Origin of the sequence: Mesorhizobium sp. M0139, assembly GCF_040322455.1 — a bacterium.
Classification (GTDB): Bacteria; Pseudomonadota; Alphaproteobacteria; order Rhizobiales; family Rhizobiaceae; genus Mesorhizobium.
Window position 1 is genome coordinate 299122 of sequence record NZ_JAMYTN010000003.1, and the last position, 14193, is coordinate 313314.

The following is a 14193-nucleotide window of genomic DNA, read 5'->3' on the forward strand; positions in this document are numbered from 1 at the left end:
GGCTGGGGCAGATGCAGGTCGAATATATCGGTGCCTTCAATGTCGTGCTCGGCGTGATTGGGCGTTTCTGGCCGGTCTGGTTAGGGCTTGCCCTGGTGATGGGAGCGAGCTTCGCCTACAAGAAAAGGCTAGGCCTCTACGGCCAGCTGTTCGATAGCGGCGTCGGCATTGTCGGTGTCGGCATCTGCCTGTTCTGGCTGTTCACTGCAATCTTCGCGTCGACCGTCGCGCCCTTCGATCCGCTCGCCCAGGTCCCGATCATGAAGGATGCGCTGCCGGGCGCGCTCGAGCCGGTATCGAAACTCATCTACTATTTCGGCGGCGACAAGCTCGCCCGCGATGTCTTTTCGCGCATGGTCTATGGCAGCCAGATCGTGCTGATCATCGCACCGGCTGCGACCGGTTTCGCGCTGATGGTCGGCATTACGCTCGGTCTGCCCGCCGGCTACTATGGCGGCCGGATCGACACTGTGCTGTCCTTCCTGGCCAATCTGGTGCTGGCCTTCCCGGTGATCCTGCTGTTTTACCTGCTGGTGACGCCGGGCATCATGGATACGCCGATCCCCTACGCCATGGCCGGGCTGTTCTTCCTGTTCCCGATCATCTTCTTTTCGGTGCTGTTCTGGACCCGCTACAAGAACCGGCCGGACCGCCTCTATATATTGCTCGGGCTGACGCTGGTCATCGGCGGCTGGGTCTATGCCGGCCTGGTGTTCGACGCCGATCCGTTCAAGATCATCCACATCGATCCCAACCAGCTCAACATCTTCGTGGCGGTGGTGTTCGCCTCCAGCCCCGGCGTGTTCCGCATCGTGCGCGGCCTGGTGATGGACATCAAGACGCGCGACTATGTGGCGGCGGCGCAGACGCGCGGTGAATCGCCCTGGTACATCATGCTGTGGGAGATCCTGCCCAATGCGCGCGGACCGCTGATCGTCGATGCCTGCCTGCGCATCGGCTACACCACGATCCTGCTCGGCACGCTCGGCTATTTCGGGCTGGGCCTGGCGCCGGAGAGCCCGGATTGGGGCACCGCGATCAAGGACGCCAGCCGCCTGCTGCGCTCGTTCATCCACCCGGCGCTGCCGCCGACAATCGCGCTGATGTCGTTCGTGCTGGGCTTGAACCTGCTTGCCGACTCGCTGCGCGAACAATCGATGAAAGACTGATCTGCGGGTTTCGGCCCCGCGAGCATAAAAATAGGATTGGAGCGACCCATGAATGAGGCAGTTCGAAATCCCGGCAACCCGACCCTTGGGCCAAGCGCTGCGCCGATCATCGAGATCGAGAACCTGTCGATCTCCTTCTTCACCCGCAAGGGCGAGATCCCTGCCGTCATGGACTTTTCCTGCACGGTGATGCCGGGCGAAGCCATGGGCATCGTCGGCGAGTCCGGCTGCGGCAAGTCGACCGTGTCGCTCGGCATCATGCGCGACCTCTCCAACATCGGAAAGATCGTCGGCGGCAAGATCAAGTTCCAGGGCAAGGACATGGGCGAGCTGTCCGACGAGGAGTTGCGCTCCATCCGCGGCAACAAGATCGCCATGATCTACCAGGAGCCGATGGCGAGCCTCAATCCGGCGATGAAGGTCGGCCAGCAATTGATGGAAGTGCCGCTGATCCACGACAAGGTGTCGAAGGAAGAGGCTTACAAAAGGGCGCTCGAAATGGTGCGCTCGGTGAGATTGCCCGATCCCGAACGCATGATGCGTTCCTATCCGCACCAGCTGTCCGGCGGCCAGCAGCAGCGCATCGTCATTGCCATGGCGCTGCTGTCGAAGCCGGCGCTGCTTCTGCTCGATGAACCGACGACGGCGCTCGACGTGACGGTGGAGGCCGGCATCGTCGAACTGGTCAAGGGGCTGGGCGAGAAGTTCGGCACGTCGATGATCTTCGTGTCGCACAATCTGGGCCTCATCCTCGAGACCTGCGACCGCATCACGGTGATGTATTCGGGCGAAGCGGTCGAGACCGGCAAGATCAAGGACGTGTTCGACCGGATGCGTCACCCCTATACGCAAGGGCTGTTCCGCTCGATTCCGCTGCCGGGCGCCGACAAGAATTCGCGGCCGCTGATCTCTATCCCCGGCCAGTTGCCGCTGCCGCATGAGCGGCCCAAGGGCTGCAATTTCGGGCCGCGCTGCCACCATTTCGTCGAGGGCGTCTGCAACGCCGCCGAAATCCCGATGATCGAGGTCGCCGGTCACGAAGGGCATTTCTCGCGCTGCGTGCGCTTCAACGAGATCGACTGGGAAGCGCTGCCTCCCGGCGCCAAGAAGGTCAATGAGAAGGTCGTGCCCGGCGCCCCGGTGCTCAAGATCGAGGATTTGAGAAAATACTACAAGGTCGGCGGCAGCGAAGTGTTCGGCTCCAGCGAAGGCCGCGTCGTCAAGGCCAATGAGACGATCTCGTTCATGGCGCGCGAATCCGAGACCGTCGCCATCGTCGGCGAGTCCGGCTGCGGAAAGTCGACACTGGCCAAGGTCCTGCTGGGGCTGGAGACGGCAAGTGCCGGCACAGTGACGCTGGGCAACAAGGAGATCCAGTCGACCGGCATCGAGAAGCGCAGCGTCGAAACGGTGTCGTCGATCCAGATGGTGTTCCAGAACCCGTTCGATACACTCAATCCCAGCCACTCCGTCGGTTCGCAGATCATCCGCACGCTGGAAAAATTCAAAGTCGGCAACAATGTCGCCGAGCGGCGCAAGCGCATGCTGGAGCTGCTCGACCTGGTGAAGCTGCCGCGGGCCTTCGAGACGCGCAAGCCGCGTCAGCTCTCAGGCGGCCAGAAGCAGCGCATCGGCGTGGCGCGCGCCTTTGCCGGCGATGCCAAGGTGGTGGTGGCCGACGAGCCGGTGTCGGCACTCGACGTCTCGGTGCAGGCGGCGGTGACCGAGCTCCTGATGGACATCCAGCGCAAGAACAAGACGACGATGCTGTTCATCAGTCACGATCTGTCCGTGGTGCGCTACATCGCCGACCGGGTCGTCGTCATGTATCTCGGCTACATCGTCGAGCAGGGCACGACCGACCAGATCTTCGCGCCACCCTATCACCCCTACACAGAGGCGCTGCTGTCGGCTATCCCGATCGCCGACACCAGCGTGGTCAAACGGCACATCGTGCTCGAAGGCGATATCCCGTCGGCGATGAACCCGCCGAGCGGCTGCCCGTTCCAGACGCGCTGCGGCTACAAGAGGCTGGTGCCGGACAATCTGTGCGAGACCAAGGTGCCGCCGGTGAAGCATCTCGGCGATGGCCATATGAGCCTGTGCTGGCTGTCGGACGATGTGCTGGCGACGATGGAGCCGGTGATCAAGTTCGACAGGGAACACGCAGCGCATGAGGGCGTGCCGGAAGACGCACCGGATGGGATCGGCCCCGGTTTCGCCGGTGAACCGCCGAAGCGCCCGCATGGCAAGAAGCCGAGCTGACCAGCCATAGAGGCAATGCCGCTCGTTGGCGCATTGCCGCAGCGTCGCCATAGCTCAAGGAACGACAGCTACGTTCGCTTGAATATTGCTGTCCATTGCTTTATGTGATGCGTGATGTTTGATGCGCGATAGGGAGCATATTGTGAGAACCACACTTGCAATCGATGACGATGTCCTCCTTGCCGCCAAGGCCATCGCGCGACAGCAGGATCGCAGCGTTGGCGATGTCATTTCCGATCTGGCTCGCCGCTCACTGCGCAGGCCACCGACCGGCGGTGAACGCAACGGCATCCCCTTGCTTGCATCGCGGCCCGACGGCCCGATGGTCGATCTCGAAATGGTCAATGCGCTTCGCGACGAATTGCCGTGACCTTCCTGCTCGACGTCAATGTGTTGGTTGCGTTGATCGATCCGGCTCACGTCGCGCATGAAGATGCCCATCGGTGGTTCCAATCCACCGGGCATTTATCATGGGCAACATGTCCCATTGCCGAGAATGGCGTCATCAGGATTGTAAGCAACCCGAAATACCCCAATTCTCCGGGTTCGCCCGCCGTGGTGGCGCAGATTGTCGGCAAGCTGCATGCCCTTTCAGGACATCAGTTCTGGCCTGACGAGATCAGCCTTGTCGGTTCCAACGACATCGATGCAGCCAGGATCCTCACCCCGGCACAGGTAACGGATAGCTATCTGTTGGGACTCGCCAAGGCGCGTGACGGCCAATTGGCGACGTTTGACCGAAAGCTGTCAACGGCAGCGGTAAGGGGAGGAAGGTCGATCCTCCACCTGATCCCAAGCGAATGAATGGCTGAGTTCCGCTTCGATCGCAAACTGCGTGGCTGCAAGACCGCTTGGCAACGTCAGCTGCCGCATTGCCGCAGCTGTTCGGCATAGTCGCGGGCCATCTTTTCGGTCGCCCTGGCATAGCCCTGCACGCCGGCGTCACCACGGTTGCCACGGCCGTAGGCGGTCCAGCCGAGATAGTAGGCGAGATAGAGATTGTAGGTGTCGTTGCGGGCGACGCCGAACGTGTCTGATGTCTTGGAATGATACCAGCCGACGAAATCGACGGCATCGGCAAACTTGGTCCGCCTCGCCGCCCAACTGCCGGTTTCGCTTTGGTATTGCGACCAGGTGCCGTCGAGCGCCTGCGAGAAACCGGTGGCCGACGAGACATGCTTCCACGGAATGAAGCCGAGCAGTTTGGTACGCGGCGGCCTGGCATTGCTCTTGAAACCGGATTCCTTGCGCACCGTCGCCATCAGCACGGGGACGGGGACGCCGTATTTCTGCGAGGCGCGCTCGGCGGCCGACTGCCAGTTGTCGAACCAGCCGTCGTTCTGGTCGAAGACGGCGCAGACATCGTTGATATGGTTGGGCGGCGTCGCGCAGGCCGGCAAAGCCAGCAGCACGCCAACCGCTACAATTTTACTCAAATTCGAACTACGCATGGAAGACGGATAGGCCGAAATCATAAAGGGAATCTTTCGGCGTTTCTTAACGGCTTGCCGGCCTGGCTGCGCTCAGTGGGCCTGTATCATTATTCCGACCTTTCGCGTCGCCTTTATCTCCGTCAGAATTCAAAAATGCCGCCTTGGCTAAAATCACGTCCGCGAAGGGCGGATTTCTGACAGCGATGTCCGGATGCCGGCGCTCTGATGACAGGCATGAATGAACCAAGACGCAAGCGCGGCGCGGAGCGAACCAGCAACCGGGGGCCTGCCGCCATCCCGCAACTTCCACTGCGGCGGGTGACCAATCCCTATCCGCCGATGGCGATGCTCTCAGTCGACCAGGTCGAAGCGATCCACCAGGCGTCGATGCATATTCTGGAAAATTTCGGCATCGAGGTGATGTCTCAGCGGGCGCTGGCGCTGTTCGAGAAGGCGGGCGCAAAGGTCGACCATGCAACGGCGAACGTCCGCATCGACCGGGGCCTTGTCGCCGAGGCGCTGAAGACCACGCAGTCCAGCTACCGGCTGACGCCGCGCAACCCCGCCAACACCATTCATCTCGGCGGCAACACGATCAATTTCACCCTCGTCGCCGGGCCGCCCAATGTGCACGACATGGAGCGCGGCCGGCGCGCCGGAAACTTGCGCGACTATGCCGATCTGACCCGGCTGGCTCAGCATTTCAACTGCATCCACATGCTCGGCAACCAGGTCTGCGCGCCGGTGGAACTGCCGGCGAACACCAGGCACATGGATACCTATTTCACCAATCTGACGCTGACCGACAAATCCTTCCATGTCTCGGCGATCGGACGAGGCCGGGCGCTGGACGGCATCGAGATGATGGCAATCGCGCGCGGGCTGACGCTGGACGAGATGCGCGATGATCCCGGCATTGCCACCATCATCTCGGTCAACTCGCCGCGGCGTTTCGACGAGATGATGGCCGAAGGGCTGATGACCATGGCTGAGTTCGGCCAGTCGGTGGCGGTGACGCCGTTCACGCTGATGGGCGCGATGAGCCCGGTGACGCTCGCCGGCGCCCTGGCGCAGCAGAATGCCGAGGCGCTGTTCGGCGTGGTGCTGACGCAACTGGTGCGCCCCGGCGCGCCGGTGATGTACGGCGCCTTCACCTCCAACGTCGACATGAAGTCGGGCGCGCCGGCCTTCGGAACGCCGGAGAACACCAAGGCCAACATCGCCTCGGGGCAATTGGCGCGGCGCTACAATCTGCCCTACCGCACGACACCGGGGTCGGCATCGAATGCGGCGGACGCGCAAGGCGCCTACGAGACGCTGATGGCGCTGTGGGGCGCTGTGCTCGGCCACGGCAACCTCGTCTATCATGCCGCCGGCTGGCAGGAGGGCGGGCTGACGGCATCGTTCGAAAAGCTCATCATTGATGTCGAGATGATCCAGCACATGATGGAGTTCCTGCGCCCGATCGTCGTCGACGAGGCGGAGCTTGCTGTCGAGGCGCTGGGCGCGGTGCCGACCGGCGGCCATTTCTTCGGCGAACCGCACACGCTGGAACGCTATGCCACCGCCTTCTACCAGCCGATGCTGTCCAACTGGCAGAATTACGAGGCCTGGCAGGAAGCCGGCGGCCTCGACACCACGGCGCGCGCGACCCGGCTGTGGAAGAAGGCGCTGGAAGACTATGTCGAGCCGGTGATGGACATCGCCGTGCGCGAGGCGCTGGAGGCATACATGGCCAGGCGCAAGGAAGCGATCGGGCAGGGCGAGCCGTGACTTTTTCAGCGTCGGCGCGCGGCGCTGCCTTTCTGATTCACCTTATCTCCTCAACTCATTGATAACAGAGAAAAACTCATGAAATCGCATGCAAAGGTCGTGGTCATTGGCGGTGGCGTCGTCGGGTGTTCGGTGCTGTTCCATCTGGCCCGCCATGGCTGGACCGATGTCGTGCTGCTGGAGCGCGACGAGCTGACCTCGGGCTCGACCTGGCATGCGGCCGGCGGCATGCACACGATCAATGGCGACCCCAACGTCGCCAAGCTGCAGAAATACACGATCTCGCTCCACAAGGAGATCGAGGAGCTGTCGGGGCAGGCGACCGGCGTGCATCTGACCGGCGGCGTGCTGCTGGCGGCGACCGAGGCGCGGCTCGACTGGCTGCGCGGCGTCGTTGCCAAAGGGCGTTACCTCGGCATCGATCTCGAGGAAATATCGGCCAACGAAGCGGCTGAACTGATGCCGCTGATTGATCCCAAGCAGTTCGTCGGCGCCGTTCGCAACAAGGAAGACGGCCATCTCGATCCCTCCGGTGTGACGCATGCCTACGCCAAGGCCGCGCGCAAGCTTGGCGCCGAGGTCGAGCGCTTCACCAAGGTGGAAGACATTGTGCGCCGGCCCGACGGGATGTGGCGGGTCATCACCAACAAGGGCGAGGTCGTGGCCGAGCATGTCGTCAATGCCGGCGGCCTGTGGGCGCGCGAGGTCGGCCGCATGGTCGGGCTGGAACTGCCGGTGCTGGCCATGGAGCACATGTACCTGATCACCGAGGATATGCCGGAAGTCGCGGCGTGGAACGCCAAGACCGGCACCGAGATCATCCACGCCGTCGATTTCGACGGTGAGCTCTATCTGCGCCAGGAGCGCGGCGGCATGCTGATGGGCACCTATGAGAAGGCCAACAAGGTGTGGTCCGAGTTCCAGACGCCTTGGGATTTCGGCCATGAACTGCTGGAGCCGGACATCGACCGCATCGCGCCGTCGCTCGAGGTCGGCTTCCGGCATTTCCCGGCCTTCGAGAGGACCGGCATCAAGCAGATCATCAACGGGCCCTTCACCTTTGCACCGGACGGCAATCCGCTGGTTGGGCCGGTGCGCGGGCTACCGGGTTTCTGGGTCGCCTGCGGCGTCATGGCGGGCTTTTCACAAGGCGGCGGCGTCGGCCTGGCGCTGTCCAACTGGATGATCGAGGGCGATCCCGGCGCCGACATCTGGGCGATGGATGTCGCGCGCTACGGCGACTGGGCGACGATGGCCTACACCAATGCCAAGGTGCGCGAGAACTATTCGCGCCGCTTCTCGATCCGCTTCCCCAATGAGGAACTGCCCGCGGGGCGGCAGCTGAAGACGACTCCGATCTACGATCTGCTATCGGCCAAGGGCGCGCAATGGGGCGTGTCCTATGGGCTGGAAGTGCCGCTATGGTTTGCGCCCGAGGGTGTCAGGGACGAGTTCTCGTGGCGGCGGTCCAGCGATTTTTCCCATGTCGCCAATGAGGTCGCGACGGTTCGTGAGAGCGTCGGCCTGGCGGAGATTTCGAACTTCGCCAAATACAAGGTGACGGGAGAAGGGGCGGCCGCTTGGCTCGACCTGATCTTTGCCTGCAAGTTGCCCAAGCCAGGCCGCATGACGCTGGCGCCGATGCTGAAGGATGACGGCAAGCTCATCGGCGATTTCACGCTGGCCAATATCGGTGCCCCCAATTCCAACGGGACCGAGTGGTTCATCGCCGGCTCCGGCATTGCCGAGCAATATCATATGCGCTGGTTCGAGGCGCATTTACCTGCGGATAGCTCAGTGCGCATAGAGGCGCTGGGCCAGAGGCTGACCGGCCTCGCCATTGCGGGGCCCAAGGCGAGGGAGGTGCTGGCAAAGGTCAGCCGCGCGGATGTCGCCAACACCGCATTCCCCTTCATGGCGGTCGCGAAAATGGACATCGGCACGGCGCCGTGCCTGGTCGGCCGCGTCAGCTACACCGGCGATCTCGGCTACGAGATCTGGGTGGCGCCGGAATATCAGCGCGCTGCCTTCCAGGCGTTGATGGCGGCAGGCGAGGAATTCGGCCTCGGCCTGTTCGGCTCGCGCGCGCTCAATGGGCTGCGGCTGGAGAAAAACTACGGCTCATGGGCGCGCGAATACCGGCCGATCTACGGGCCGCTGGAGGCCGGGCTCGACCGTTTCGTCGCCTATGGCAAGGATGCCGATTTCATCGGTAAAACCGGCGCTCTTGCCGAGCGCAAGCAGGGCGGCAAGCTCAGGCTGCGCACATTTATCCTCGATGCCGACGATGCCGATGTCATCGGCGACGAGCCGATCTGGTACGATGGCGCGGTGCGCGGCTGGGTAACGTCGGGCGGCTATGCGCATCACTCGAAGAAATCCGTCGCCATCGGCTATGTGCCGAAGGAGATCGCAGACAAGAGCGACGGCTTCGAAATCGAACTTTTGGGCAAGCGCCACGCGGCGCGCGTTCAGGCAGCGCCGCTCTTTGACGCGAACTTCGAGCGAATGCGCGCCTGAAGCGCTTCGGCTTCGCCGAGGCGCTTCAGATTCTTGGTGCAAGTCGTTATCCCAAAACCGCTGCGCACTTTTGGGCGACATGCATTAGGCGCGTCAGGTGCTGCGGCGGTTGTCGAGCGCGAAAGCGCCGGCGCCGGCAAACACCAGATAGAGGAAGATGAAGCAGAAGGAGATCGCCGCATCGCCGCCGTTGTTGACCGGGAAGAAGTCGCGCGGATAGTGCGCCATGAAATAGGCGATGGCCATCTCGCCGGCCAGAAGGAACGCGACCGGGCGGGTGAACAGACCGAGCGCCAGCAGGATGCCACCGGCGAACTCCAGGATGCCTGCCGTCGCCGTCAGGCCGCTAAGAGCGTGAGGCTCGGCGCTGACCGGAAAATTGAACAGTTTCTGCGAGCCATGCTCGAGGAACTGCAGGGCCGTCATGATGCGCAGGACGCCGAGTGCCTGCGGCTGAAATCTGGCGAGACCGTCAAAAAGCTTCATCTAAACTCCATTTTTCCAACCATGTGGCCCGGCCATAAATCATCACCCGGCGCTGGACCATTCACTTCCCATGGCCTGTCATCAACAATCGGTGATTGCAATTATTTCCAGTCTGACTTCGAAATTTGCTCTCGTTATGGTTGCATAGATCTCGTTAAGGTTGTATATCTGCGAGTAGACACTCCAAACCAGACGGGTTCCTTCGCCATGAAAAAAGCCGCCATCAGCCTGTTCGCAATCCTCGCAAGCACCAGTTTCGCCATGGCCGCTGATGCTGGCTGCGATGCCTTCAAATGGCCGGTGACACGCGAGCAGGAACTGTTTCCGGCAGCGCCCGCCGCGCAGTCCGGTGCCTCTCTTGCTTTCGGCGAAGCCGCGGATATGGCGCTGGAGCCCGTCGATGCGGTCAGCTTCACGGTCTCACCGCAACGCGCGCCGGCAGCCGGCACGTTCGGCGCGACGGCAAACGTGGCCGTGCCAGCGGAAGGAGAGCTCCAGATCAGCCTGTCCGAGGAGGCCTGGGTCGACGTCATTCAGGATGGCCAAGCCGTGAAATCAGCGGGTTTCAGCGGCGTGAAGACCTGCCCCGGCATCCGCAAGAGCGTGCGCTTCAAGCTGACGCCTGGCGCAGCCACGATCCAGCTCAGCGGCGCCAGGAAAGAGAACCTCAAAGTCGCGGTGCTGGCGCCGGAGTGACCGCGCCCGGACGCGCCTCTCATCGCACCGGCAGTGCGATGAGAGCAGTTTCCGTGCAGGCGAGTACCGGAGGGGGTCAGCGGCCCGGCGCGATCAGCGCGAAATAGGCGCCTTGCGGATCGGTGAACTGGGCAATCCATTGGCCGGTCTGAACCGGCATCGGACCCATGACGATCTTGCCGCCATTGTCGGTGACGCGTTTGGCGGCTGCGTCGATGGCGCCGACATTGAAGTAGAACAGCCAGACCGGCACCGGCAGCGGTTGCGGCTTGTTCATGATGCCGCCGCCGGATTCAGGGCCGGCCGAGAAGGTCTGATAGATGCCCATCTCGCCGACGTCCATGCTACCGGCATCGGTCCAGCCGAACTGGCTTGAGTAGAAATCGAAGGCCTTCTGGCGGTCGGCCGCATAAAGCTCGTGCCAGCCGACATGGCCCGGCGTCGTTGCCGGAAGGACGGGCTGGTCGGGCCCACTGGGCTGCAGGAACATGAAGGCGGCGCCTTGCGGGTCGGCGACGACGGAGAAGCGGCCGACGCCGGGAATGTCGTCGGGTTCGCGGTGAACAGCCCCGCCGGCGGCTTTCAGTGCCTCGGTCGAGGCATCGGTATCGCTGGTGTGGATATAGCCGAACCAGGCCGGCTTCAGACCCGTCCTGGCTGCTTCCTCGGGCAGGGTCATCAGCCCGCCGACGCCACGCTCGGCGGAGTTCACCACGATATAGCGCGGCATGCCGGGCGCCTTGTCGAAGGGCTCGGCCCGCCAGCCGACCACGCTGGTGTAGAACGCTTGCGCCGCATCGAGGTCGCTGGTCATCAACTCGTACCAGAAGAAGGGCATTGGGGATCTCGGCATTCTCGGTCTCCTCACCTATGCATAGATCGTCGTCCGATCCATCAAAGGACGTTTTCAGCGACGCGAATCCGACAGCGAAGCGGAGAAAGTTCAACGGCTGCGTTGACACATCGTTCCGCACTTCGTCCCGCTCGACGCCTTGCACATGCGGCGGTTTTCGACTTTCCTTGGGCAAACGAGGGGTTGTCGTTTCATGCGCCTTATGTCGCTCACGCCTGAGCTTGTTTCACTGTGCCATCGCGAAGAGGTCGATCCTGGACCCGACGGCAGCTGGACGCAGCTGAACGACGAGGATTTCCGTGCTCTTGCCGCGCGGCTCTCCAACGAAGCGGATGCGGGGCCGCTATGGGTGTTCGCCTATGGCTCGTTGATCTGGAAGCCGGCTTTCGAGTCCGTCGAACGGCAGCGCGCCACTGCGTTTGGCTGGCATCGCTCCTTCTGCCTCGACATGGTGCGCTGGCGCGGCAGCGTCGCGCAGCCGGGGCTGATGATGGCGCTCGAACGCGGCGGCCGATGCGACGGCGTCATCTACCGTCTGCCCGACGGCGACAAGCCGCAGCAGATCGAAAGACTGCTGCGGCGCGAGATCGACGATCATGAGAGTGTCAGCTCGGTCCGGTGGGTTCCCGTGCGCACCCAGCAGGGTCGGATACGGGCGCTCGGCTTCTGGGTCGGGGTGACGGGCAGGGGAACCTCGCTCGGGCAGCCGCTGGACACGGTGGCGGGGGTGCTTGCCAGAGCCTGCGGCCATGTCGGCTCGGGCGCGGAATATCTCTACAACACCGTCAGCCACCTCGAGGAATTCGGCATCCGCGACCGCAATCTGTGGCGGCTGCAGCAACTGGTTGCCGACGAGATCAGGTCGATCCATGGCGGCCGCTCAGATGCCAGCCTACAGCTGGCACCTTCGTAGCGAACAGCCACCAATCTTGGCCTGTGCCGGAGCGTATGCGGTTTCAAGGCGTTTCGCTCCCCGGGTGATCAGATCCAAGAAGGAGTGGCTTCACGAGCAATGACCTCAACCGTGCATTCGAGACTGAGCAGCAGAAAATGCGTACAGTCTTCTGTCGGGCCAAGTGTCGATCGCAACCAGTGCGAGTTCTCCACTCGCAGGATCGGCCACCTGTAGGAGGCTTGCCTGCCAGATCCAATCAATGGGATCGAGGTGTCCGCACGGATTTTGGTCAGTCCCAGCATGTCATCATGGGCAGCCAGGGCTACTACCCCTTGAAAATCGATCTTGAGAGTTCGTTCCGATGTCCCGAAGTCGCCTTCGACGGTCAGCTCAAAGTTATTGTCGGATTTTAGACGCCACACCTGACAGGCAGCCAGAGGTAAATCTCCCACGGGCTCCCACCGGTGAGCCGTCTCCCTATCATCGGTCATTGCCTTCTCCGTTGAATGAAAGCCGCGCATCGTGCTCAAGCGCCCTATCATTTCGCGCTGGCCTGGAACAGCTTGCCGCGACTTGGAGCTTGTCGCGCTCCCCTCTTTGAGGACGCAACCGTCACTCATAACATGAGGAACTAAATCATATTATCAGCTAGTCTTTTCAGCGGCTTGGGTCGAAAATTGACCAATTGATAAAAAAATAAAACGTGCTAGCCTTCCCCAAAACGAAAACAGGGGAACTGACGATGCCAGAAGGCCAGTTCAAGGACGGCATTGCCGGCGGCCGGCTTGCCGCCGACCAGTACGCCGAGAATTTTTCCGACCTGCATCCGCCGCTCGATCACCACGAGGCGCTGGTCGAATCCGACCGCTGCTATTTCTGTTACGATGCGCCGTGCATGAATGCGTGCCCGACCTCGATCGACATTCCGCTGTTCATCCGCCAGATCTCGACCGGCAACCCGATCGGTTCGGCCAAGACTATTTTCGACCAGAACATATTGGGTGGCATGTGCGCCCGCGTCTGCCCTACCGAGACGCTGTGCGAAGAGGTCTGCGTGCGCGAGGTGGCGGAAGGCAAGCCGGTGCAGATCGGCCGCCTGCAGCGCTACGCCACCGATGTCGCCATGGCCGAGCACAAGCAGTTTTATTCGCGCGCTGAATCGACCGGCAAGTCGGTCGCCGTGGTCGGCGCCGGTCCGGCCGGCCTCGCCGCGGCGCACCGGCTCGCCCGCCATGGCCACGAGGTGACCATACTGGAAGCCCGCCCGAAGGCCGGCGGCCTCAACGAATACGGCATCGCCGCCTACAAGAGCATCGACAATTTCGCCCAGGCCGAAGTCGACTATGTCACGGGGATCGGCGGCATCGATATCCAGAACGGCAGGGCGCTCGGCCGCGACTACCGGCTGTCGGACCTGATCCGGAATTACGATGCCGTCTTCCTCGGCATGGGGCTAGGCGGCGTGAATGCGTTGCGCGCGGATGGCGAGGACGCCGATGGCGTTGTCAATGCGGTCGAGTTCATCGCCGGGCTACGCCAGGCCAGCGATCTCGCGAGCCTGCCGGTCGGCCGGCGCGTCGTCGTCATCGGCGGCGGCATGACGGCGATCGACGCCGCCGTGCAGTCGAAGCTGCTCGGCGCCGAGGAGGTGACGATCTGCTACCGGCGCGGCCAGGAACACATGAACGCTTCCGAGTTCGAGCAGGATCTGGCAGCCGCCAACGGCGTCACCATCCGCCACTGGCTGGAGCCGAAGCGGGTCATTGTCGAAGGTGGCAAAGTGTCGGGCATCGAGCTCGAATACACAGCGATGAACGGCGACACGCTTGTCGGCACCGGCGAGCGGCTGACGCTGGCCGCCGACCAGGTGTTCAAGGCGATCGGCCAGAGCTTTGTGCCGGCGGCACTTAACGGCAGCGGTGCTGCGATCGAACTCGAAGCCGGCCGCATCAAGGTCGACGCAGAAGGGCGCACCTCGCTCGCCAATGTCTGGGCCGGCGGCGACTGCATTTTTGGCGGCGACGATTTGACGGTATCGGCCGTCGCGCAAGGCCGCGATGCGGCGGAGAGCATCAACCGGAGTCTGGCACAGGGATAGAGATC

Annotated in this window: 13 protein-coding genes; 9 read left to right on the top strand and 4 right to left on the bottom strand. The window is 62.7% G+C overall.

Annotation, left to right across the window (positions count from 1 at the left end; genetic code table 11):
* Positions 1-11: 11 nt before the first annotated feature.
* From NKJ58_RS06380 to NKJ58_RS06395, 4 genes are all read left to right on the top strand, one after another.
* Positions 12-1169: an ABC transporter permease gene (locus NKJ58_RS06380; protein ID WP_023682205.1), complete on the top strand. Its 1158-nt coding sequence runs from the start codon at positions 12-14 to the stop codon at positions 1167-1169.
* A gap of 48 nt (positions 1170-1217) precedes the next feature.
* The gene (locus tag NKJ58_RS06385; protein ID WP_023668190.1) at positions 1218-3434 is read left to right on the top strand and encodes a dipeptide ABC transporter ATP-binding protein; all 2217 of its coding nucleotides are present in this window, start codon (positions 1218-1220) and stop codon (positions 3432-3434) included.
* A 142-nt stretch (positions 3435-3576) separates the two neighbouring features.
* Complete coding sequence (locus tag NKJ58_RS06390; RefSeq protein WP_352852872.1) at positions 3577-3804, top strand: CopG family transcriptional regulator; 228 nt, start codon at positions 3577-3579, stop codon at positions 3802-3804.
* Complete coding sequence (locus NKJ58_RS06395) at positions 3801-4238, top strand: TA system VapC family ribonuclease toxin (protein ID WP_352852873.1); 438 nt, start codon at positions 3801-3803, stop codon at positions 4236-4238. Before NKJ58_RS06390 ends, NKJ58_RS06395 begins: the two co-directional genes overlap by 4 nt.
* A gap of 56 nt (positions 4239-4294) precedes the next feature.
* Here NKJ58_RS06395 and NKJ58_RS06400 read toward each other — a convergent pair whose 3' ends face one another.
* Positions 4295-4885 (bottom strand): transglycosylase SLT domain-containing protein, encoded by a 591-nt coding sequence (locus NKJ58_RS06400; RefSeq protein ID WP_352852874.1) that lies wholly within the window; start codon positions 4883-4885, stop codon positions 4295-4297.
* Positions 4886-5101: 216 nt separating this feature from the next.
* Here NKJ58_RS06400 and NKJ58_RS06405 point away from each other — a divergent pair, with 216 nt between their 5' ends.
* Together NKJ58_RS06405 and NKJ58_RS06410 are read left to right on the top strand one after the other, a co-directional pair.
* Positions 5102-6640: a trimethylamine methyltransferase family protein gene (locus NKJ58_RS06405; protein WP_352852875.1), complete on the top strand. Its 1539-nt coding sequence runs from the start codon at positions 5102-5104 to the stop codon at positions 6638-6640.
* 78 nt (positions 6641-6718) lie between these two features.
* The gene (locus NKJ58_RS06410) at positions 6719-9160 is read left to right on the top strand and encodes a GcvT family protein (protein WP_352852876.1); all 2442 of its coding nucleotides are present in this window, start codon (positions 6719-6721) and stop codon (positions 9158-9160) included.
* A 93-nt stretch (positions 9161-9253) separates the two neighbouring features.
* Here the strand turns inward: NKJ58_RS06410 and NKJ58_RS06415 are convergent, their stop codons facing one another.
* Positions 9254-9646 (bottom strand): DoxX family protein, encoded by a 393-nt coding sequence (locus tag NKJ58_RS06415; RefSeq protein ID WP_023735991.1) that lies wholly within the window; start codon positions 9644-9646, stop codon positions 9254-9256.
* Between the two features lie 207 nt (positions 9647-9853).
* On the opposite strand from NKJ58_RS06415, the gene NKJ58_RS06420 reads away from it, so the two are divergent.
* Complete coding sequence (locus NKJ58_RS06420) at positions 9854-10342, top strand: hypothetical protein (protein ID WP_023668197.1); 489 nt, start codon at positions 9854-9856, stop codon at positions 10340-10342.
* A gap of 76 nt (positions 10343-10418) precedes the next feature.
* Here NKJ58_RS06420 and NKJ58_RS06425 read toward each other — a convergent pair whose 3' ends face one another.
* Positions 10419-11195, bottom strand: a complete 777-nt coding sequence (locus tag NKJ58_RS06425; RefSeq protein WP_023668198.1) for a VOC family protein — start codon at positions 11193-11195, stop codon at positions 10419-10421.
* A 193-nt stretch (positions 11196-11388) separates the two neighbouring features.
* Between NKJ58_RS06425 and NKJ58_RS06430 the strand changes: the two genes are divergently transcribed.
* Positions 11389-12108, top strand: a complete 720-nt coding sequence (locus tag NKJ58_RS06430; protein WP_023687984.1) for a gamma-glutamylcyclotransferase — start codon at positions 11389-11391, stop codon at positions 12106-12108.
* A gap of 68 nt (positions 12109-12176) precedes the next feature.
* Here the strand turns inward: NKJ58_RS06430 and NKJ58_RS06435 are convergent, their stop codons facing one another.
* Positions 12177-12620 carry a hypothetical protein gene (locus tag NKJ58_RS06435; RefSeq protein ID WP_156935986.1) on the bottom strand — a complete coding sequence of 148 codons (444 nt, stop codon included), beginning with the start codon at positions 12618-12620 and terminating at the stop codon, positions 12177-12179.
* Positions 12621-12832: 212 nt separating this feature from the next.
* On the opposite strand from NKJ58_RS06435, the gene NKJ58_RS06440 reads away from it, so the two are divergent.
* Positions 12833-14188, top strand: a complete 1356-nt coding sequence (locus NKJ58_RS06440; protein WP_352852877.1) for an NAD(P)-dependent oxidoreductase — start codon at positions 12833-12835, stop codon at positions 14186-14188.
* Positions 14189-14193: the final 5 nt, after the last annotated feature.

What these genes read in the sequence shown, in the direction of transcription:
- NKJ58_RS06380 (WP_023682205.1), top strand. Translation starts at nt 12, where the DNA reads ATGCAGGTCGAATATATCGGTGCCTTCAATGTCGTGCTCGGCGTGATT.
- NKJ58_RS06385 (WP_023668190.1), top strand. Translation starts at nt 1,218, where the DNA reads ATGAATGAGGCAGTTCGAAATCCCGGCAACCCGACCCTTGGGCCAAGC.
- NKJ58_RS06400 (WP_352852874.1), bottom strand. Translation starts at nt 4,885, where the DNA reads ATGCGTAGTTCGAATTTGAGTAAAATTGTAGCGGTTGGCGTGCTGCTG.
- NKJ58_RS06405 (WP_352852875.1), top strand. Translation starts at nt 5,102, where the DNA reads ATGAATGAACCAAGACGCAAGCGCGGCGCGGAGCGAACCAGCAACCGG.
- NKJ58_RS06410 (WP_352852876.1), top strand. Translation starts at nt 6,719, where the DNA reads ATGAAATCGCATGCAAAGGTCGTGGTCATTGGCGGTGGCGTCGTCGGG.
- NKJ58_RS06415 (WP_023735991.1), bottom strand. Translation starts at nt 9,646, where the DNA reads ATGAAGCTTTTTGACGGTCTCGCCAGATTTCAGCCGCAGGCACTCGGC.
- NKJ58_RS06420 (WP_023668197.1), top strand. Translation starts at nt 9,854, where the DNA reads ATGAAAAAAGCCGCCATCAGCCTGTTCGCAATCCTCGCAAGCACCAGT.
- NKJ58_RS06425 (WP_023668198.1), bottom strand. Translation starts at nt 11,195, where the DNA reads ATGCCGAGATCCCCAATGCCCTTCTTCTGGTACGAGTTGATGACCAGC.
- NKJ58_RS06430 (WP_023687984.1), top strand. Translation starts at nt 11,389, where the DNA reads ATGCGCCTTATGTCGCTCACGCCTGAGCTTGTTTCACTGTGCCATCGC.
- NKJ58_RS06440 (WP_352852877.1), top strand. Translation starts at nt 12,833, where the DNA reads ATGCCAGAAGGCCAGTTCAAGGACGGCATTGCCGGCGGCCGGCTTGCC.